The sequence below is a fragment of the Rhizobium sp. KDH_Rht_773_N genome, from assembly GCF_052946295.1.
Window position 1 is genome coordinate 1,290,987 of sequence record NZ_JBRFNB010000002.1, and the last position, 19,048, is coordinate 1,310,034.

19 protein-coding genes are annotated in these 19,048 nt (G+C 61.4%); 8 read left to right on the forward strand and 11 right to left on the reverse strand.

All coding sequences use genetic code 11. The features are described from left to right. Positions 1–11: 11 nt before the first annotated feature. The 7 genes from ACU8HS_RS27825 to ACU8HS_RS27855 all read right to left on the reverse strand — a co-directional run bounded on the left by ACU8HS_RS27825 (position 12) and on the right by ACU8HS_RS27855 (position 8,882). Positions 12–1,517, reverse strand: coding sequence for an ethanolamine ammonia-lyase reactivating factor EutA (locus ACU8HS_RS27825; protein WP_112753671.1), 1,506 nt, complete (start codon positions 1,515–1,517; stop codon positions 12–14). A gap of 63 nt (positions 1,518–1,580) precedes the next feature. Then, positions 1,581–2,801 (reverse strand): hypothetical protein, encoded by a 1,221-nt coding sequence (locus tag ACU8HS_RS27830; protein WP_377312404.1) that lies wholly within the window; start codon positions 2,799–2,801, stop codon positions 1,581–1,583. A 127-nt stretch (positions 2,802–2,928) separates the two neighbouring features. Beyond that, complete coding sequence (locus ACU8HS_RS27835; protein WP_112753673.1) at positions 2,929–3,786, reverse strand: NAD(P)-dependent oxidoreductase; 858 nt, start codon at positions 3,784–3,786, stop codon at positions 2,929–2,931. Positions 3,787–3,822: 36 nt separating this feature from the next. Beyond that, complete coding sequence (locus tag ACU8HS_RS27840) at positions 3,823–5,676, reverse strand: thiamine pyrophosphate-binding protein (protein ID WP_447016164.1); 1,854 nt, start codon at positions 5,674–5,676, stop codon at positions 3,823–3,825. Between the two features lie 7 nt (positions 5,677–5,683). Then, positions 5,684–6,688, reverse strand: coding sequence for a Bug family tripartite tricarboxylate transporter substrate binding protein (locus tag ACU8HS_RS27845; RefSeq protein WP_112571973.1), 1,005 nt, complete (start codon positions 6,686–6,688; stop codon positions 5,684–5,686). A 140-nt stretch (positions 6,689–6,828) separates the two neighbouring features. Further along, positions 6,829–7,374 carry a tripartite tricarboxylate transporter TctB family protein gene (locus ACU8HS_RS27850; RefSeq protein WP_447016165.1) on the reverse strand — a complete coding sequence of 182 codons (546 nt, stop codon included), beginning with the start codon at positions 7,372–7,374 and terminating at the stop codon, positions 6,829–6,831. Beyond that, positions 7,371–8,882 (reverse strand): tripartite tricarboxylate transporter permease, encoded by a 1,512-nt coding sequence (locus ACU8HS_RS27855; protein WP_162702920.1) that lies wholly within the window; start codon positions 8,880–8,882, stop codon positions 7,371–7,373. Before ACU8HS_RS27855 ends, ACU8HS_RS27850 begins: the two co-directional genes overlap by 4 nt. Positions 8,883–9,457: 575 nt before the next feature. Between ACU8HS_RS27855 and ACU8HS_RS27860 the strand changes: the two genes are divergently transcribed. The 4 genes from ACU8HS_RS27860 to ACU8HS_RS27875 all read left to right on the forward strand — a co-directional run bounded on the left by ACU8HS_RS27860 (position 9,458) and on the right by ACU8HS_RS27875 (position 12,644). After that, on the forward strand, positions 9,458–10,027 hold the full coding sequence (locus ACU8HS_RS27860; RefSeq protein WP_162758018.1) for a chromate transporter: 570 nt from the start codon (positions 9,458–9,460) through the stop codon (positions 10,025–10,027). Further along, positions 10,020–10,559, forward strand: coding sequence for a chromate transporter (locus tag ACU8HS_RS27865; RefSeq protein ID WP_112571981.1), 540 nt, complete (start codon positions 10,020–10,022; stop codon positions 10,557–10,559). Before ACU8HS_RS27860 ends, ACU8HS_RS27865 begins: the two co-directional genes overlap by 8 nt. A gap of 127 nt (positions 10,560–10,686) precedes the next feature. After that, complete coding sequence (locus ACU8HS_RS27870) at positions 10,687–11,556, forward strand: phosphate ABC transporter substrate-binding protein (protein WP_112571983.1); 870 nt, start codon at positions 10,687–10,689, stop codon at positions 11,554–11,556. Between the two features lie 47 nt (positions 11,557–11,603). After that, the gene (locus ACU8HS_RS27875; RefSeq protein WP_112571985.1) at positions 11,604–12,644 is read left to right on the forward strand and encodes an amidohydrolase family protein; all 1,041 of its coding nucleotides are present in this window, start codon (positions 11,604–11,606) and stop codon (positions 12,642–12,644) included. Between the two features lie 11 nt (positions 12,645–12,655). Here ACU8HS_RS27875 and ACU8HS_RS27880 read toward each other — a convergent pair whose 3' ends face one another. Further along, positions 12,656–13,030, reverse strand: coding sequence for a hypothetical protein (locus tag ACU8HS_RS27880; RefSeq protein ID WP_447016166.1), 375 nt, complete (start codon positions 13,028–13,030; stop codon positions 12,656–12,658). A 77-nt stretch (positions 13,031–13,107) separates the two neighbouring features. Between ACU8HS_RS27880 and ACU8HS_RS27885 the strand changes: the two genes are divergently transcribed. The 3 genes from ACU8HS_RS27885 to ACU8HS_RS27895 are packed head-to-tail and all read left to right on the forward strand — an operon-like array spanning position 13,108 to position 15,764. After that, on the forward strand, positions 13,108–14,217 hold the full coding sequence (locus tag ACU8HS_RS27885; RefSeq protein WP_112571987.1) for a zinc-dependent alcohol dehydrogenase: 1,110 nt from the start codon (positions 13,108–13,110) through the stop codon (positions 14,215–14,217). 8 nt (positions 14,218–14,225) lie between these two features. Further along, on the forward strand, positions 14,226–14,903 hold the full coding sequence (locus tag ACU8HS_RS27890) for an RraA family protein (RefSeq protein WP_112753675.1): 678 nt from the start codon (positions 14,226–14,228) through the stop codon (positions 14,901–14,903). 15 nt (positions 14,904–14,918) lie between these two features. Then, positions 14,919–15,764: an alpha/beta fold hydrolase gene (locus tag ACU8HS_RS27895; protein ID WP_112753677.1), complete on the forward strand. Its 846-nt coding sequence runs from the start codon at positions 14,919–14,921 to the stop codon at positions 15,762–15,764. 2 nt (positions 15,765–15,766) lie between these two features. Here ACU8HS_RS27895 and ACU8HS_RS27900 read toward each other — a convergent pair whose 3' ends face one another. After that, a complete protein-coding gene (locus ACU8HS_RS27900; RefSeq protein ID WP_447016167.1) occupies positions 15,767–16,687 on the reverse strand; it encodes a LysR family transcriptional regulator in 921 nt (306 codons plus the stop codon). A 213-nt stretch (positions 16,688–16,900) separates the two neighbouring features. Between ACU8HS_RS27900 and ACU8HS_RS27905 the strand changes: the two genes are divergently transcribed. After that, positions 16,901–17,500 (forward strand): HupE/UreJ family protein, encoded by a 600-nt coding sequence (locus tag ACU8HS_RS27905; RefSeq protein ID WP_112571995.1) that lies wholly within the window; start codon positions 16,901–16,903, stop codon positions 17,498–17,500. Positions 17,501–17,574: 74 nt separating this feature from the next. On the opposite strand, the gene ACU8HS_RS27910 is transcribed toward ACU8HS_RS27905, so the two are convergent. After that, on the reverse strand, positions 17,575–17,778 hold the full coding sequence (locus ACU8HS_RS27910; RefSeq protein WP_112571997.1) for a hypothetical protein: 204 nt from the start codon (positions 17,776–17,778) through the stop codon (positions 17,575–17,577). Positions 17,779–17,902: 124 nt separating this feature from the next. Beyond that, positions 17,903–18,832, reverse strand: coding sequence for an ABC transporter substrate-binding protein (locus ACU8HS_RS27915; RefSeq protein WP_112572027.1), 930 nt, complete (start codon positions 18,830–18,832; stop codon positions 17,903–17,905). Between the last annotated feature and the right edge of the window lie 216 nt (positions 18,833–19,048).

Below are 19,048 nucleotides of genomic sequence, written 5' to 3' on the forward strand. Positions count from 1 at the left end.
GCGGCTGTCCGTCACGAAAACAAAAGCGACTTGATCACGACGGGCACGACGCCCGGGGGATTGATGAATTCGCCGAGATCGACGAAATCGAGTTCCTTCAGCTGTACGCCGTCAATCGAGATCAGCTGCGGGCCGATCTCCAGTTCCCGGTCGAGGATACGTCCGAGCGTCAGGCCGATATCGCCGTCGATCACCAGCACCAGCAACTCCCTGCGCGGACCGTCGGGTGCGGCAAACATCTTGATCGCCTTGGCGAGCTCAAGAAGCCGCGGATAGTCGGGCAGGCCGGCGAAGGTAAATGCAAGTGCCAGCGGCGCGGAGAAATCACTGTCGCGGCGCGCGGCCCCGCTGGCAAAAGCCCTGGCAATCGCTTCCGCATCGACATTCTCAGGCACGGCATGGCCGAGATGCACGACCGGGATATTGTGCGACGGCAGCCCTTTGTCGCCGCTGCGATACATTGTCTTGCCGCTTACCTGCACGGTGAACTGAGAAGCACCGATAACCGTCGCGCGGATACGCTGCCCGGCATCGACGATCGGCACCTCGATGCGTGGGGTCAACTGGGAGACGAGCTCCCTGGCAAGCATCTGGGCGATATCGCCATGATCTGCCGTCTCGTATTCGAAGATATATTCCGAGACGCCACCCGAGAAAGTCACGTAGTCAGGCCGGACGTTGCGTTCGAGCGGTTCCGTCAGCAGCAGCTTCTCGCCGAGCGTATCGAGCGGTGCGCCGAGGATCTGATCGACAGCGGCTGCGGCGAGTCTCCTGGCGATCGCCAGCCGAACCTCCGGTTTTGCGAGCGTTTCGGGATCGGTTGCAAGCCCCAGTTCGGCTGCGACAAGCGCTGCCGATTCATCGACGCGCGTCCAGGCCCCCGTCTTGTCCCGCGCAACCAGGCGTCCTCCGACGGCAAAGGCTGCGACGTCGAGAATTTCGCCCTTGCTGATCAGCGCAAGCTTCGTCGTGCCGCCGCCGATATCCACATGCAGGCCGCAGGCGTTGCGCTTCCTGGAAAGTTCTGTCGCACCCGAGCCGTGGGCAGCCAGCATGCATTCGAGCTTGTGGCCGGCGGTTGCGCAGACGAAGCGGCCGGATTCGCTGGCAAAAATCTCGTCGATCGCCCGCGCATTCTTCTTCTTGATCGCCTCGCCGGTCAGGATCACGGCGCCGGTGTCGATATGGCTGCGCTTGTATCCTGCGTCTTCATAACAGTGCGCGAAGAAATGCCGGAGTTCCTGGGCGTCGATCGTCCCGTCCGGCAGAAAAGGCGTCAGCAGGATCGGCGAACGCCAGACGACCTGCCGGTCGATCACCTGAAAACGGCTCGACAGTTCCTCCGTTTCGCGCCGCATGACGACGCGAGCAAACAGTAGGTGCGATGTCGAGCTGCCGATATCGATACCGACGGTCAGAAGCTCGACCGTTTCCTGCTGCCATAGCCACTCGGAAATGACCCGGCGTTCCTCGTCGGAGAGGTCACCATGTTCGTGGTCGAAATCGAGGTCGTGCACGTGACACCGTTCCCTTTACATATGCTTGAGCCGCGCAAGCTCTGCGCGGCTCGTCGGCGGCTATCAGCTTGCCGGGCCGGCAAGGATCGGGGTCTTGATGACACCCGTCAGGCTTTCCTTCGGCAGGGCCATGATAGCCGGCTCGTCGAAGATGTCACCCATGGCCGAGGGCACGCCGGTCTTCTGCAGCTCCTCGAGGAACTTGCGATGAACGCGCGGATCCTGATCCTCGTACTCGATCTGACGCCCCCCGTCCTTGACGGAAGTCGCACCGCCGCCTTCGGCGCTCTTGCGGCGCAGCGAGATGAAGGGATAACGGCGGCTGCCGAGCGAGCAGGCGACATAACGGGCCGGCTGGTCGCAGGTGTTGAAATGCTGGTGATACATCCAGAAGGGCGGCGTATACATGTAGCCGTGGCGCCAGGGGATTTCCTTGAATTCGGATTCCCCTTCGTACCACATCAGCGAATAGCCCTCGCCATCGACCGCATGAACATGCGTGCCCGCCGCATGACGATGCGCCTTCTTGTAGCGGCCGACCGGCATCTGCGAGACGTGCGAATGCATCGTGCCATCGGCAAGGACGAAATTGACGTTGAGCGAACCCTTGCCGCGGCCATCGAACTCGTAGAGCTTGAAGCTCGTCAGGTCGTGCACGAAATTGGTTTCCCAGACATTCTGGATCTTGCGGGCGGATTCCGCGCCATAGGTGTAGAGGACGCCCTCACCCTCGAAATGCTTGGCGCCGCCCAGGCGGTCTTCGAACTCGAAGTCGTTTTCGAAGACGAACTTGAGATTGTGGTAGAGATTGATCGTCAGCGGCGCATCATTGGTGCAGGACAGCCGCACCGTCTCCTGGCCCGAGCCGTTGTGGAACTGGTACTGGCAATTCAGCGGAATGGCGAAGAGTGCCTTCGGCCCCCATTCGAAAGTCCGCGTTTCGCCGTTCGGCAGCCATACCGTCGTCGAGCCGTAGCCCGACAGCACGTAGAAGAAGGCTTCGTAAAGGTGCTTCACCGGTCGCGTCTTCTTGCCGGGCAGGACTTCGATGACATAATTCGCCATGAAGTCGCCCATGCCGTTGGTATGGGCAAAGCAGCCGCGCGCGTCGTAGCGGTCCCAGGCGCCGGTTTCCAGCGCCAGCAGGTCATGGCCGTAGTCGAAATGGATCGGAATGCCCTCCCCCTTCGACCAGTTGCCGTAGGGATCGACCAGAAACTTCGAATTGCCGGGATCGCTGGTCGCTACGGGATCGCTTACGCTTGGCTTTTCACTGACGGACATTGTCTCACTCTCGATTTCTTGTTTCTGTTTCACCGCAGGAGCCATCGGAGGATGGAGCGGCGGTTCGGCGCAATTGCGGACGGTGCCGGCGCTTGCGCGGGCGCATATTCGGTTGCAGGCAAAGGCGTCAGGCAACGCCCCCTTCGGCCGGAGACATGGGCCGCACCGTCTTGCCGAGATAGTTGGCCTCGGTCCCGTAGAGCAGGCCCTTCACATCGTCGGCCTTCAGCGACTTGATGATCTGGTCCACCTGGCCGGCAAGCGGCAGCATGAGGCCGCCCTTCTGGGCCAGCTCCAGCGTCACGTCCATGTCCTTTTCCTGCCAGGTGAAGCGTGTCGTATCCCAACGCGCGAGCGTGCCGTTGGTGCCGGGGCACAGAAGCAGGATTTCACGCATGCGCTGGGCATCGATGCCGTAACGTTTGGCAATCAGCAGCGTCTCGTAATTGGCCACGCAATGAACCCAGTGCAACAGGTTGTTGCAGGATTTCGCGATCTGGCCGGAGCCGAGCGGACCGACACGCACGACATCGCGGCTGTAGCACATCAGCGCCGGGCGGATGCGCTCGACATCTTCCTCGCTGCCGCCGCAGAGCGACAGCAGCGTTCCCGATTTCGCGCCCGAAGCGCCGTAGACGACCGGGGCGTCTACGAGTCCAATATCCCTGCTCCTGAGCTTCGGCCCAAGCTGCAGCATCGTCTCGGGGCTGATCGTCGCGGCGACGGCAATGATCGATCCTTTCGCAGCACTTTCAGCAAGCGTTTCGCAGACGTCGATGACCTGCTGATCGGTCGCAACGACCAGAATATAGGCCTCCGCATCCGCAAGCTCAGAAAGCGCGCCAGCCGCCTTGATGCCTCTCCCGGCTGCAGCGGCCAGGCGCTCGGCACTGACATCGAAGGCAGAAACCTCATGCCCGCGGTCGAGCATATGCCCTGCCATTGCGAGCCCCATTTCCCCCGTGCCGACGACCGCGACCTTCATCCCTGTCTCCCCTTATGCCTATGCGCGTTCGAGCGCTTAACCTTCGTGCTGCGTCACCACGTCAACGAGGGCCGGAATGCCGCTCTTGACCTTGGCGATTGCCCGTTCGAGCGCCGCACCGATATCGTTCGCGTCCTCGATCGGGCCTTCGGCATACCAGCCGAGGCCACGGGCAAGGGTGGCGAAATCCGGCGCCGGATCGAAAAGATCCATGCCGATATGGGCGCGCTCTTCCGGCGTGCCGCGCTGGCGCGCCACGGTGATCTGATGTTCCCAGTCGTTGTAGTAGGCGCGGTTGTTGTGCATGACGCAGAGGAACGGTACGCGATGCTTGGCAGCAAACCAGAGCGCGCCGACATCGAACATCAGGTCGCCGTCCGTCTGGCAATCGACGACGAGGCGGCCGGTGCCCTTGTGCGCCAGCGCGATGCCCGTTGCCATGCCGATCTGCGTCCCCGTGCCGAGAGCCTTGCCAGGCCAGCGGTAGGGCCTGTCGAAATCCCAGAGCTTCAGAGCCCAGTCTTCGAAGGCATTGGTGGTCAGCACCCAGTCCTCGTTGCGGATCTTGTCCCAGACTTCGGTGGCAAGGCGGGCGAGCGTCACCGGCTTGGCGTCCCAGTCGTTACGCGCCTCTTCGCGCCACTTGGCGCGCTGGGCGTCATGCATCTTGCCGATGGCGCTCGCGCGCTCGGCGATGCGCCGGGCAAGCGCGCCGTTGTCCTTGACGCGATCCTTGATCAGGGTGGTCAAGGCCGGGATCGCAAGTGCCGTATCGGCGAGCACACGCTGGGCCGTCTCCGGGAAACGCTGGTAATCGGTCGCCCATTTCGAAATCTCGATATCGGCAAAACCGATGTCCAGCCAATCGCAGCCTTTTGGGAACAAGGGCTTCAGCGTGCGGTTGATGCGGTCGTTGACATGCGTCGGGCGTTCCCAGTCGCGGCAGTCGAGCAGCGTGATCAGGTCCGCCTGCTTGAAGACGTCCTTGCTCATGCGCATGTCGAGCGGGTGCTCGGTCGGGAAATTCAGGCGCCATTGCGTATCGACGACGGGCGCGCCGAGCGCTTCGGCAAGGCCCACCATGTCATGATATCCGTTTTTGTCGCGGCCGACGAATTGCGGCAGCAGCACCGGCCATTCAGCCGAAACCAGACGGTCGGCGGCCTCTTCCAGCGCCTTCGGATCGGGCGCGATGCGGCTCGGCACCTTGGCGGATTTCGGCGAAGGCAGCGCGATCGGCGCCTCCAGCGGCGCTTCCTGCAAGGCTGCGTCGTAACACATGTAGATCGGGCCGCGCGGCTCGGTCATCATGATCGAATAGGCGCGGGCAAAGCTGTCAACGACACCGTCGATGCCACCCGGCTGATAGTCCCATTTCACATAGTCTCGAACCTGGTTGCCCTGCACATTGGCCGTGTGAGCCCAGTCGACGCGGGGGCGACGCTTGCCCTCGTCCATCGGACCGGTCGCCCCGATCAGGAAGACCGGCGCGCGGTCGGTATAGGCGTAATAGACACCCATTGTCGAATGCAGCAGGCCGACGACATTGTGGACGATGACGGCGAGAGGTTCCCCCGTTGCCTTGGCGTAACCATGGGCGATCTGCACGGCGATCTTCTCATGCTGGCAGACCAGCATCGGCGGATTGTTGCCGTTATGGTTGATCAGCGAGTCGTGAAGGCCACGATAGCTGGCACCCGGGTTGAGGGTGATGAAGGGAAAGCCGTATTGCTTGATCAGATCGGCGATGACATCCGACTGCCACGCGGAGGGTACGCCTTCCTTCTTCGCCGTCTTGTCAAGCGCGGCGGTCGTCACCTTGTTGTCCATGCTGCGTTCCTTCAACCGGTTGAGAAGAACCGGGCGGCTGACCGCCCGGCCATCCTGCATGGATCGATCAGTCTTCCTTGAGCGACTGCTTCAGGAAATCGACAACCTCGGGCGTCTGGTTCATGGCCCCCTTGACGAGGTTGCCCACGTCGTCGCCGATCTTCGGATCGACCGGAACGCCGATCTCCTTGGCCTTGGCCAGGAATTCCGGGTCCGAGGTTGCGGCAGCATAGGCGTCACGCAGCGCCTTCAGGCGGTCGGCCGGGATATCGGCAGGCCCGGCGGTCAGGCGGGAGATGTCACTCTGCGATTCCACAAGAGCGATGACGCGCTTTGCGTCGTCACTGTTGACGAGCGAGGAAAGCTGCGGAATGTCGGTTTCCGAACCGCCGATCTGGGCAATGAGCTTGCCGTTGCCGGCATCGACGAAGGGCTGGAACGTCGAGCGCGAGCCGATGATGCCCTGCACTTCGCCGCGGCGCATGGCGAGCTGATCGTCACTGCCGTTATAGCCTGATACGACCTGGATCTTCAGGCCGAGCGCCTTGACGAGCATGGTCGTTTCGATCGTCGATGCGGAACCGACGCCGGCGGAGGCGAACTTGATCGGCTCCTTCAGATTGACCAGGTCCTCGTAGCTGTTGATACCGGAATCCTTGGATACGACGATGACGCGCGGATCGGACGACACCTTGCCGATCCAGGACATCTGGGCAAGGTCGAACTTGATGCCCGGATTGCCGGACAGCTGGCCGTAGATCAGGCCGGTGTTGAACGTGCCGAAGGTCAGACCGTCCGGATCGGAAGCGTAGATGAAGTTTGCGCCGATCAGATGGCCGGCGCCGGGCATGTTCTGCACTACGAAGGTCGAGCCCGGCAGGTGCTTCTGCATGAACTGGGCGACGAGGCGTCCGTTCGTGTCGTAGCCGCCGCCGGGTGCCGTGGCGACGATATAGTTGACAGTCTTGCCTTTGAAGAAATCCGGGCCTTCCTGTGCAGCGGCAGAACCTGCCAGCATTACAAGACCGGCACCAAGGCCGAGAGCCGTCATGCGAATTGCGTTGATATTCATAGTTTCCTCCCAGTGAGCTCAATCAAAATCTGTAGGCGTCCTGCTCGTCGATCATGCCGGCCATCCCGTTTCCTCGGCGGGTTTGGTTGGCCGGCACTTCCTTCTTCGCCGCACGGTCTGTGTCCGCGCTCGGCGTTCCGTTAGATGGCACCCAGGCCAAGAGCGTGAATGGCCCAGCGCGTCACAAAGCCCGGATGAAGTTCGATGCCGAGCAGGCGTCCGAACATCAGGTAAAGGGCAAGCGTTGCGGCGATCGCCAATGCCAGCGCAAACTTCCAGCTCGCTTCGCTCTGCCGGCGCAGGAATGTCAGGAGCATGATCGGCACGCTGATGTAGAAACCGAACAGGATCACCCCGGCGATGAAGCTCACGAAGTAGCTCCACATCACCACTTCCTGACGCGCCGTATGCGGCCCGAACTCCGGCAGTTCTTCATGCTGGCTGCCTTCCGGCGCACTCGCCGCCGCGATCTGCTGACCGACCGAGGCTGCAGCGCTTTCGGTCGGCGAGCGGAAGAGGTCGAGCCCGAGCTGGATGAGACAGAACACGATGCCCGGCAGGCCAACGACGAGCGGCATGAAACGCGCCTTTGCCGGATATCCGAAGGAAATGGCCACCATGGACGCGAAGATGGCAAGCATGATGACGGTCAGCACTGTGCTGAAGTTGATGTTCTTCAGGGTCATGGGCTGACCTCCACGTTGGATCGGCGGGCAGCCGGACGGAAGTTGCGATAGAAGGCGTAGCCCATCAGCGCGACGATCATGGCGATCAGCACCAGCGACAGAGGCCGCAGGAAGAAGCTGAAGCCCCACAGCTGCAGCGCCTGATTGAGCGAGGCTTCAGCCTTTCCGCCAAGCACGAGGCCGATGACGAAGGGGGCACGCGGCCAGTCGGCACGCAGGAAACCGTAGCCAATGAAGCTGAAGACAACCAGGACGATCAGGTTCTGCCACTGGAAGTCGCTGACGAAGCAGCCGAGCGATACGAAGACCAGGATGAAGGGTACGAGCATGCGGCCGTTCACGAAGGTCAGCACCGCAACCCAGCGACAGATGACGAGCAGCATGCCGACGGCGATCAGGTTGCCGACGACGAGCGCCCAGATCAGCGTCCAGACGAGATCGAGATGCTGCGTTACCATCAGGGCACCCGGCTGAATACCGAGGATCAGGAACGCGCCGAGCAGCACGGCCATGCCCGACGAACCGGGGATGCCGAAGAACAATGTCGGAAGCAGCGAGCCGCCTTCCTTGCCGTTGCTTGCGGTCTCCGGCGCAATCACGCCTTCGATCGCACCCTTGCCGAAGCGCTCGGGATGTTTGGAACTCTGCACGGCATGGCCGTAGCAAAGCCAGGCGGCGGTCGATCCGCCGAGGCCCGGGATCATGCCGATAATGGCGCCGATGACGGAGGTGCGAACAACCAGCCACCAGTGACGCGGCACTTCCATGACGCCGGACAGAAGCTGGCGATAGGAAAAGCCCGAGTCCATCGGAACGGCGGAAATCGAGCCGCCCTTGGTGCTAAGCGAAATCATTTCGGGTACGGCAAACATTGCAAGCACTGCCGTAACCAGGCTGACGCCATCCCACAGAAACAGGAAGTCGCCGGAATAGCGGGGCGTGCCGGTGATCGGGTCCATGCCGACGGTTGACAGCATGAGGCCGTAAAAGCCGACGATCAGACCCTTGACGATGCGGTTGCCGCTCGAAAGGAAAGCGATGAAACTGATGCCGAGCAGCGCGATCAGGAAGAATTCCGCCGGGCTGAACATCAGGATGACCGGTTCCAGGATCGGGATCATGATCGCGAAGACCACGGCGCCAATGATGCCGCCAACGCCCGATGCGGTAATGCTGGCGCCGAGGGCACGTGCCGCCTGCCCCTGTTTTGCCAGCGGGTAGCCGTCCAATGTCGTCGCAGCATCGTCGCCGTCGCCGGGGATGCCGAACATGATACTGGATATCTGTCCGCTGGTGCCGTTAACGGCGTGCATGGTCAGCAGAAAGACTGCGCCTGCCACCATATCCATGCCGTAGACGAATGGGATGGCCATGGCGATCGACAGCTTGCCACCGATACCGGGCGTGACACCCACCAGCAGTCCGAAAACCACCGCGATCAGCATCAGGCCCATGATGTGGGGCGAACTAACGAGGTTGAATAGCGCCCCGAACATTGTTTCAATCATTGCAGCTTCACTCCTCCCGCCGACGAAAACCGCAACAGGCCTCCGCCGATCCTCCGCACTCCCCCAGGTGCGGTTATCCTTACCCGGCGCCTCAAGCCCCTGGCATCTGGAGTTCATTAGGACCCCTCGCCAGAGCTTTGTCCAAAGCAAAAATTTATGCTTAGTCCATCACTTTTCTTGCGGGCTGGCAATAGCTATTCCGTACTGGGGTACATCGTTCCATTTAGAAGAACGTAATTTAAGTATCTGATTTCAGTATAAAATATCGACCAAATCGCGGTATTTTCACATATATCATCGATAAAAAACGTGATTATGTACCGGCTGTCGGCCTCGCGTCTGGAAAACGCGAAACCGTTCGCCATCGACAGCTTAAAAGCTTCATCCCATTGCCGAAAAAGACCGCCAACGGTGCAGTCGATAAATTTTCCTTACTGCCTTGCTAAGCGGAAATGGCATGGACTTCGTTGCCGAGCACGGCGCATCCTTCCTTGACGTCGCCCGGGATTCCTGGCCGGGCGCCGATCTCAGGCAGGCAAGGGAGGGCCGAATTGGATAAGCGGGTAGACGCTCACATGAAGAGGGAGGACGCAGTTCCGTTGTCCGACCTGCTGATTTCTTTCCTCCGGCTCGGGGCGTCGTCGTTCGGCGGCGGCATGTCCGGCTGGACACATCGCGAGATCGTCGAACGGCGCGGCTGGCTCGATGACGACAATTTCCTGAAGACGCTGACGATCGCGCAGATCCTTCCGGGAGCCAATCCGGTAAACCTTGCCGTCTATATCGGCCTGAAACTGCGGGGCTGGACCGGTGCGGCGCTTGCCTTCACGGGAATGCTGACCCCGGCCCTCACAGTGATCCTGCTGATGAGTTTTTTCTATGAAAAGATAAACGGCTATTCCGAGGCCCATACAGTGCTGCGGGGCCTTGCCTGCGTCGGCATCGCCTCCTCGCTGACCATGGGGATCAAGACCGGCCGCCGGCTGCATCGGCATGTCGTCCCTATTCTGATTGCCATCGCCGTCTTCGTCATGGTCGGTCTCCTGCGCTGGCCGCTGGTGCCGGTCGTTGCCTTCAGTATCCCGGTCAGCATCATCGCCGCCTTCTTCGTCAAGGACAAAAAGGAGGTGCAGAACCATGGATGACGCAAAGCTTCTCAACCTCGTCCTTCTCTGCATCCCGCTGTCGCTCGTATCGTTCGGCGGCGGGCAGTCGATCATTGCCGGCCTGCAGCACCAGACAGTCGACGTGTTCGGCATGCTGAGCGCGCGCGCCTTCACAGACTTTTACGCCATCTCCCGCGCGGCCCCCGGCCCCGGCACGCTGATCGTCGCGCTGATTGGCTGGCATGTTGACGGTTTGCTCGGCGCGCTTGCCGCGACACTTGCAATCTTCCTGCCGTCATCGCTGCTCGTCTGCGTCTGCGGCAGTATCTGGCACCGTCATCGCAAATCGGCCTGGGTTATTGCCGCCGAGCGCGGCCTGGCGCCCGTCGCCGCCGGTCTGATCTTTGCCGGCGTCTACACCGTTGCGCGTTCGGCCCAGCTCAACCTGATCGAGGTGGCAACGGTCGCAGCCGCCGTCGGCCTGTTGCTTTTCACCAAGGTCGGCCCTTACCCGATCCTGGCTGCCAGCGCCGTCGGCTACTTCCTGCTGAGCCTGGGCGGCTACGCCTAAGACAGGGCTTCAACACCAGGCTTTGAAAAATCGCCGAGCCCGGAATTGACCGGTCGGCGATTCGCGTTATTATCATTAAACAAGAACATCGTTCCATATATAGGAACAATCGATCCGGGAGGGTTCGATGTCAGACAAATTGCTGCTGCGCACGGCACTGGGAAAACACGCTCACGTCAAGCCGCTGACGGACGGACGCGTTTCGTCCAGCCGCGTAACCTTCGCGTTCCGCGATTACGACCCCCTGCCCAAGGCCTTCCGCACCATGGTTCGCGGCGATGAACTCGACGTCTCGGAGCTCGCCGTCGTCACACATCTTCTCGCGCATCACTATGCCAAGCCCCTGACGGGTATCGCGATCCCGCTCTGGAGCCGGCTGCCGCACGCCAATCTCGTCTGTCCGACCGGCTCGGCCATTCGCGAGCCGAAAGACCTCAACAATACCAGGGTCGGCGTGCGCGCCTATGCCCAGACGTCGGGTGTGTGGGTGCGCGGCATCATCAAGGACGACTACGGCGTCGATCTCGACAGCATTACCTGGCTGACGATGGAGGACGCCCATCTCAGCGAATATGCCGATCCCGCAAACACGGTGCGCAACGACAGGTCCATGGGGCTTCGCGAACTGATGATGGCGGGCGAGCTCTCGGCGATCATGGGCGAGCGCGTCGTCGATCCATCGGGCATCCGCACGGTCGTTCCGGAAGGCGACAGGGCGGCCGAAGCCTGGATCGAGCGGACTGGTATCGTGCCGATCAACCACGTGCTGACCGTGCGCAACGAACTGCTCGATAGCCATTCCTGGCTCGCCGGAGAGCTGATGGAGCTGTTCGAGGAGGCGCGCCGCGTGGCGATCGAGGAAGATGGCGCGACGCCGCCTCCGGCCTATGGCCTGGAGGAGAACCGCCGCTCGCTGCAGCTCGCCTTCGACTATTCCGCCGACCAGAAGGTCACACCGCGGCGCTACGAGGTCGACGAGCTCTTCGTCCGCATCTGAGCGATGCCGGACACCAGCTCTCATCGATGACGCAAGGAGGATTGCGCATGATCATCGACATTCACGGACACTACACCACCGAGCCGCAGGCGCTTCACCAGTTCCGCGACAAGCAGCTTGCCGGGCTCGCCGACCCGATGCGCCGGCCGCTTACCACCGATCTCGGCATTTCGGATGATACGTTGCGCGAATCCGTGGCGCCGCAGCTGAAGCTGCAGAAGGAACGCGGCAGCGATCTGACGATCTTTTCGCCGCGTGCCGCCGGCATGGCCCACCATGTCGGTACCGAGGCGGTGAGCCAGCAGTGGACCTCGATGTCCAATGACCTGATCCATCGCATCTGCAAGCTGCTGCCGGACAATTTTGCAGCTGTCGGCCAGCTGCCGCAACATCCCGGTGCTGCGCCGAAGAACTGCATTCCGGAACTGAGGCGTATCGTCGAAGAACTCGATTTTGTCGGCGTCAATCTCAATCCGGATCCGTCCGGCGGCTACTGGACCGACCCGCCGCTCACGGATCGCCAGTGGTATCCGCTCTATGAGGCGCTCTGCGATCTGGACGTGCCGGCGATGATCCATGTCTCGTCGTCCTGCAATGCCTGCTTCCATCATACCGGCGCCCATTACATCAACGGCGATACGACGGCCTTCATGCAGCTTTTGCAGGGGGATCTGTTCAAGGATTTCCCGACGCTGAAATTCGTCATTCCGCACGGCGGCGGCGCGGTGCCCTTCCATTGGGGCCGCTATCGCGGCCTGGCGCAGGAGATGAAGAAGCCGCTTCTGACCGAGCACCTCTTGAACAATGTCTTTTTCGATACCTGCGTCTACCACTATCCCGGCATCGAACTGATGTCGAAGGTCATCCCCATCGACAATATCCTGTTCGCCTCGGAAATGCTCGGCGCCGTCAAAGGCATCGATCCTGAAACGGGGCATAACTACGATGACACGAAGCGCTATATCGACAGGCTCGAAGCGCTGGACGAGACCAGCCGCTACAAGATCTTCGAGGGCAATGCGCGCCGGGTCTATCCGCGTCTCGACGCCCAGCTGACGCACCGCGGCCGTCCGGGCCGACCGCAATGAGCAGCGCCGGGTCAGCAGCAGGAAAGATCGTCGCGGTCGGAAATGATGGCGTTCTTCATCCACGAGGGCGGCAGGTCTTCGACCGTCACCTCGATGGCAGGTTTGAACGCCTTGAAGGCGTGTCGCGCCTCCGGCGCCGTCCAGAAGGTCACGATCGTCTCGATCGGCGGGCAGCCCGGAAGGCCGCAGGCCACTTCCGCTACCATGACCGGAATGTCGTCACCGAGGCCGAAACGTGCGCGCGTCCAGTCCTTGATACGGCGGACGGCATCGATCTTTCCGGCATTGCGGCTTGCAGTCTTCAGCATGGTTTCCGGCTGGGTTCGGCGGCGGCCGATCGGCCGCTGCTGACCGCCACCATAGGGCGCGACGGCGTCACTTGTCAAAAACGTTTGTCGAAACAGAGGGCTCGCCGTGCGGCGCTTATGCCGCTGGCCCACAGCCCGCATCAAGGGAGTGAAGCATGACAGAGAAGGTTCTCGCCGCGGTCCGCACCGGACCGAGCCAGATGGATTTTCGGGAATTTCCGATGCCCGACGTTCCGGAGGACGCCGCCCTCCTGAAGATGGAAGTTGCCGGTATCTGCGGCACCGATGTCAAGCTCTTCAAGACGCCGCCGAACAATGCGCCGACGATCATGGGCCACGAAAATATCGGCTATATCGCCAAGGCCGGCCGCGAATTCACCCGTCGCAAGGGTTTTAAGGAAGGCGACCTCGTCTTCGTCGAACATTACGTCATGTGCGGCAAGTGCCAATGGTGCCATCAGGGCCAGTATCGCCATTGCGAAAACACCGATTGGCGCAACAACCCGGAGAGCATCCGCTACGGCTATACCTCGGCCGAGCGCGCGCCGCATCTGTGGGGCGGTTTCGCACAATATGTCTACCTGCCGTGGAACGCCGTCGTCCATCGCGTGCCGAAGGGTGTCACGCCGGAACTTGCCGGTCTTGTCACGCCAATGGCAAACGGTGTGGAGTGGTCGCTCTTCGATGCCGGGGTCGGCTATAATTCCACCGTCCTTATCCAGGGTCCGGGCCAGCAGGGCCTGTCGCAGACCGTCATCTGCAAACAGGCGGGCGCCTCGCTGATTATCGTGACCGGCACGACCAAGGACACGGCCCGCCTCGAAGTCGCCAAACAGCTCGGCGCCGATTATGTCATCGACGTCCAGAAAGAAGACCCGCTGGCGCGTATCATGGAAATCACCGGCGGCAAGGGTGTCGATATCTCGCTCGACTGTACCGCAGGCGCCGGCACGATCCCGATCCTGCTCGGCGTCGAGGCGCTTGTGCGCAAGGCCGGCACGATCCTCGTGCAGGGCGAGATGAAGGAGTTCCCGAATTTCCCGCTCGAGAAGGTGACGACCAAGGCGATCACCATCAAGAGCGCCCGCGGCCACAGCTACCGCGCCTGCGAGCTGGCGCTCGAACAGATCGCCTCCAACCGCTTCGCGCTTGAGAAGATCACCACGCACCGCTTCGGGCTGAAGGACGCCGCACTCGCCATCCAGTCGGTCGGCGGACAGGGCGTACCCGACGTGATCCACGCATCGCTTCTGCCCTGGGAATAGGAGCAACCATGAGCCTCGGTTTCAGAATCGTGCCGCGCACCCGCAAGGTGGATGCGGCCACTATCGAGAAGTTCCGCACTCTGCCCGTTGCCAATGTCAGCGATGTCATGTCGCGCATGACGGCAGGCGGGCCTGAACTTCGCCCCTTGCATGCCTCCGGCCAGATGTCGGGGGCGGCCTTTACCGTCAAGACCCGCCCCGGCGACAATCTCATGGTCCACAAGGCACTGCTGATGGCCGAGCCCGGCGATGTCATCGTCGTCGATGCCGGCGGCGATCTCACCAATGCACTGGTCGGCGAAATGATGCTCTCGCACGCCATGAAGATCGGCGTCACCGGCGTCGTCATCAACGGCGCGGTGCGCGATTACGGATGGATCAAGGCCGGGAATTTCCCGGTCTTTGCCGCCGGCATCACGCATCGCGGCCCGTACAAGGACGGCCCCGGCGAAATCAACGTGCCGATCGCCTTCGGCGGCATGGTCATCAATCCCGGCGACCTTGTCATCGGTGACGATGACGGCCTGCTCTGCGTGCCCTACGGCACGACGGAGGAGATCTACACGCAGGCCAAGGCCAAGAATGAGGCCGAAGCGAGAACCGTGGCCAATACGCTTGCCGGCAAGCTCGATCCCAAGCTCTGGGTCGACGAAAGCCTGCGCAAGCTCGGCTGCGAAGGGCTTTGAGATCAGGAGACTTGAATGGCAACGGCAGTCATCGACGGTATCAAAACGCGCTATGAGGTGATCGGCAACGGTCCGCCGCTCCTGATGTTCTCGCCCGGCGGCTTCGACGCCACGATCGAGAAATGGCGCACACAGGGCATCTATGTGACGACCCGGTTTCTGGATCACCTGCCATCGCACTTTACCTGCATCCTCTTCGACCGGCGCGAAACCGGCCAGTCGGGCGGGCGGGTCGAGCGTGTGACCTGGCACGATTATGTCGCCCAGGCGATGGGCTTGCTCGATCATCTCGGTATTGAAAAAGCCCACATCATGGGCGGCTGCATGGGCTGCAGCGTGGCGATGGCTGTCGCCACGCAATTCCCCGAACGGGTCGACAAGATGGTGCTCTTCTGGCCGGTCGGCGGCGCCCGATACCGCATGACGGGCCATCAGCGCTTTGCCGAGCACCTGGCCTTCGTTCAGCAGAACGGGCTGGAAGCGGTCGTCGCGCTGGCGAAGGAAAGCAACAAGGCCTTCGGCGCCGATCCGCGCGGCGGCCCCTGGGTTTCCGTACTGCGGCATGACGAGGAGTTCGCCAAGCGTTACGTCTCGATGAATGTCGATCACTACAAGGCAATCATCGCCGGCATGCCGCGCGGCCTCATCGACCGTGACACGTCTCCGGGCGCCGAGCCAGAGGATCTCGTCAGGCTTGACATTCCGACGTTGATCGTCCCGGGGGCCGACTTCTCGCATGCGACATCTGCCGCACGCTATCTGCAGGAATGCATCCCGGGCTCGGACTACTGGGATATTCCGGTGCCGCAGCTGACAGCTGACAATACCAACGCCCGAATCGTCGACTTCCTGAAGGCCTGATGTCAGGCCGGCAGCGCTTCCGGGAGGAACTGCCCGCTTCGGCGCGTCAGGAACTCCTGGAAGGCGATCATGACGGGGGTCATGGCCCGGTCGGTGCGGCTGATGGCAAACCACTGGCGACGGATCGGCAGCCCGACGACATCGAGAACGGCAAGCTTGCCGTCCCGCACCTCTTCGGCGACGCTGTGGGCGGCAAGGAAAGCAAGCCCGGTATCGACCATGACGGCCCGCTTGATATCTTCAACGAGTTCCATCTCGGTGATCGGGCCGGCGGCCCGGCCGGGAATATCGGCCATAAAGCGCTCGAAGGATATGCGCGTGCTGGAACCGGTGCCGCGCACGATGAAATGCTCCTCCACAATATCCGCCTTCGAAATGCCATGGCGGCCGACAAGCGGATGATGCGGCGGCGCGACGACGACCAGCGAATGCTCTCCGAAAATTGCCGCGCGCACGGAAATATCCCGCGGCGGCCGTCCAACCAGAGCGATATCAACCGTCCGCCTCTTAAGGCGCTCGATCGTTTCCGTCCGCCTGTCGATGACGAGATCAAGGTCGATGTCGGGAAACTCGTTTGCGAAGGCATTCTGCATGGCGCTCGCAAAATAACGCACGGTGGATACCGCACCGACAGTAATACGGCCGCGCTTGATGCCCTTGAACGCGTTGAGCTCGTCGCTCAGAAGCTGAAGGCGATCCTCGATATCACGCGCAGCAGACAAGACAGCCCTGCCCGCTTCGGTCGGATACATGCCATGCGCCATGCGATCGAAGAGCTGGACTCCGGCCTCGGCCTCCAGCTGCTTGAGCTGTAGCGTCACGGCCGGCGCACTCAGCCGCAGCACTTTCGCAGCCTCGACGATCTTGCCATGTGACTCGATGGCAAGCAGCGACCTCAGCTGACGAAAACTTATATTTTTCATAGAAGTCACGATAAAAAAACTTAACGGCACTGTAAAGAGATTAAAATTTACTTCGGCACCGCCAGGGCCTACCGTGGCCATGATGAAGGGTAATTGTTCTCCGCTCGCGCGGGAGGCGCCTACGTCAAATGACCCCTTGCATTACCATCAGATGTTGACGACGCTGCCCCCTCATAAATTGTCGCCGACGCAGACCTCAGGAGGAAAATGACAATGAGACAATCAATCAAGCGCATGCTTCTGGCCCTTGCTGCCGTCGCGGCCCCGGCCGTTGCCTACGCTCACACCGGCGTTGGCGATACGTCGGGCTTCGTGCACGGATTCAGCCATCCGATTTCCGGGCTCGATCACATCCTCGCCATGGTCATGGTCGGCGTCTTCGCCTTCCAGCTCGGCGGCCGCGCAACCTGGCTGGTGCCGACAACCTTTGTCCTGGTTATGGCTGTTGGCGGCGGCCTCGGGATTGCCGGGATCAACGTGCCCTTCGTCGAGCTTGGCATTGCGCTTTCGGTAGTGGTCCTCGGCGCCATCGTCGCGCTGAACGTGAAGGCGCCGACCGCAGTGGCAATGGGCCTCGTCGGCCTGTTTGCGATTTTCCATGGCCACGCGCACGGAGCGGAGATGCCGGAGAATGCAGCTGGTGCGGCATATGCCGCCGGCTTCATGATTGCGACGGCCGTGCTTCACGCCGTTGGCCTCGGCCTTGGCTTCATGATCGGCCGTGCCGGCGAACGTCACGGCACCTTCGCGGTTCGCACGGCTGGCGGTGTTGCCGCCGTTGCCGGCGTCGGCATCCTGACAGGTATGATCTAAGACTTCGCACAATGATAAAAAAGGGCGGCAATCCAACGGATTGCCGCCCTTTTCTCATGTCCGATACAGAACGGTCAGCGGCGCTTGTAGGTCCGCTTGAAAGCCGTCGCGTCGATTCCGAGGGTCTGAAGAGCGGCGGTGTCGGGAACGCGGCGCTCCCTGCGCGCCATCGAGCATTCATGCGCGGCGCCGACGAGGCTCATCGTGTCGAAGAAACCTCCGAATGCACTGCGGACCCAATCCGTGCGAGGCATATTCCGGTAGGCAATCGTCGTCATCTCTCATCTCCGCGTCTATTGTGCGCTGCATATAACTTGCCGGCGCAGCTGCGGAAAGAGCCTATGTTTCAATGCTGATATACGGACATCGCATAGCGACCCGAGGTGCCTGAACAGGAGCGGCTCAGATCACGAAATTCTCCATCGTCTCCGGCACGAAAATGTCCTCCGGCTGCAGCCGCCGTTTCGACAGGCCCTGCTCGTAGGAATAGCGCAAGAACGTATCCAGCGTCTGGCGGTTCTGTTTGAACCCGTAGCTCCAGTAGTCGTCTCCCATGATCCGGCGGGCTTCCTCGACATGGGCGTTCAGCCAGGGAAGCATCACCTTCAGCGCCGCCGTCTCCTCCAGATCCCGGTAGATGCGGGCCTGGGCCTCGGTGAAGGCCTTGTAGAGAGACTGGGCGATCCAGCGATTCTTCTCGTAGATTTCCCGGCGGATGACGATCGTATGCATGATCGGGAAGATCTCGGTCTTGCGGAAATAGGCGCGCTCGACCTCGACGAAATCCTCGAACAGACGCTTCACGTGGCGACCGTCATAGGAAGAGGGCTTGCGTGCGGTAAACAGCGCATCGATTTCCCCTTCCCGGATCATCGTCGACAGCGTCTGCTGGGGACCGATACGCTTGATCTTGATGTAGGGCGGCAGGTCGAGCGGCAGTTTTTCCGGCCGGTTCGGCTGTTCTTCGCCGCCCGTGTAATGCGTCACGTCATCGACCCTGACGCCATATTCGTCCGACAGGATCCCGCGGATCCAGACCGGAGCGGTCATCTGATATTCCGGACTGCCGACACGTTTGCCTGCGAGATCGGACGGCTGGCGAATGCCGGCATCGGCATTCACGTAGATCGAGGAGTGGCGGAAGTAGCGCGACGGAAAGACCGGTATGGCGACGAAAGGCTGCTCCTCGGTGAAGTGGGACATCACATAGGACGACAGCGACATCTCGGCGATATCGAATTCCCTGTGGCGCAGCATGCGGAAGAACGTCTCTTCCACCGGCATGTTCAGATAGACGAGTTCGATACCGTCAGGCACGACCGTACGGTCCATCAGGGCGCGTGTGCGGTCATAATTCCAGCAACCGAAGGACAAACGAAGCGACGATGTCAGAATTCTCACTCCCCAACAGCAGAGCCCGAGACGGACCTTGGCAACCTCCCGCCAAGCGACTGACATCAAAAGACAATCAGTTTTCGCGCTCTTTAGCCCGACACGAAGATCCGGTCTGCGGCCCTTGATATTTCCTTGCGATCATCGGGCTCGCTC

What these genes read in the sequence shown, in the direction of transcription:
- ACU8HS_RS27900 (WP_447016167.1), bottom strand. Translation starts at nt 16,687, where the DNA reads ATGAAAAATATAAGTTTTCGTCAGCTGAGGTCGCTGCTTGCCATCGAG.
- ACU8HS_RS27870 (WP_112571983.1), top strand. Translation starts at nt 10,687, where the DNA reads ATGTCAGACAAATTGCTGCTGCGCACGGCACTGGGAAAACACGCTCAC.
- ACU8HS_RS27875 (WP_112571985.1), top strand. Translation starts at nt 11,604, where the DNA reads ATGATCATCGACATTCACGGACACTACACCACCGAGCCGCAGGCGCTT.
- ACU8HS_RS27850 (WP_447016165.1), bottom strand. Translation starts at nt 7,374, where the DNA reads ATGACCCTGAAGAACATCAACTTCAGCACAGTGCTGACCGTCATCATG.
- ACU8HS_RS27855 (WP_162702920.1), bottom strand. Translation starts at nt 8,882, where the DNA reads ATGATTGAAACAATGTTCGGGGCGCTATTCAACCTCGTTAGTTCGCCC.
- ACU8HS_RS27835 (WP_112753673.1), bottom strand. Translation starts at nt 3,786, where the DNA reads ATGAAGGTCGCGGTCGTCGGCACGGGGGAAATGGGGCTCGCAATGGCA.
- ACU8HS_RS27840 (WP_447016164.1), bottom strand. Translation starts at nt 5,676, where the DNA reads ATGCAGGATGGCCGGGCGGTCAGCCGCCCGGTTCTTCTCAACCGGTTG.
- ACU8HS_RS27910 (WP_112571997.1), bottom strand. Translation starts at nt 17,778, where the DNA reads ATGACGACGATTGCCTACCGGAATATGCCTCGCACGGATTGGGTCCGC.
- ACU8HS_RS27885 (WP_112571987.1), top strand. Translation starts at nt 13,108, where the DNA reads ATGACAGAGAAGGTTCTCGCCGCGGTCCGCACCGGACCGAGCCAGATG.
- ACU8HS_RS27865 (WP_112571981.1), top strand. Translation starts at nt 10,020, where the DNA reads ATGGATGACGCAAAGCTTCTCAACCTCGTCCTTCTCTGCATCCCGCTG.
- ACU8HS_RS27830 (WP_377312404.1), bottom strand. Translation starts at nt 2,801, where the DNA reads ATGTCCGTCAGTGAAAAGCCAAGCGTAAGCGATCCCGTAGCGACCAGC.
- ACU8HS_RS27890 (WP_112753675.1), top strand. Translation starts at nt 14,226, where the DNA reads ATGAGCCTCGGTTTCAGAATCGTGCCGCGCACCCGCAAGGTGGATGCG.
- ACU8HS_RS27905 (WP_112571995.1), top strand. Translation starts at nt 16,901, where the DNA reads ATGAGACAATCAATCAAGCGCATGCTTCTGGCCCTTGCTGCCGTCGCG.
- ACU8HS_RS27860 (WP_162758018.1), top strand. Translation starts at nt 9,458, where the DNA reads ATGAAGAGGGAGGACGCAGTTCCGTTGTCCGACCTGCTGATTTCTTTC.
- ACU8HS_RS27895 (WP_112753677.1), top strand. Translation starts at nt 14,919, where the DNA reads ATGGCAACGGCAGTCATCGACGGTATCAAAACGCGCTATGAGGTGATC.
- ACU8HS_RS27915 (WP_112572027.1), bottom strand. Translation starts at nt 18,832, where the DNA reads ATGGACCGTACGGTCGTGCCTGACGGTATCGAACTCGTCTATCTGAAC.
- ACU8HS_RS27845 (WP_112571973.1), bottom strand. Translation starts at nt 6,688, where the DNA reads ATGAATATCAACGCAATTCGCATGACGGCTCTCGGCCTTGGTGCCGGT.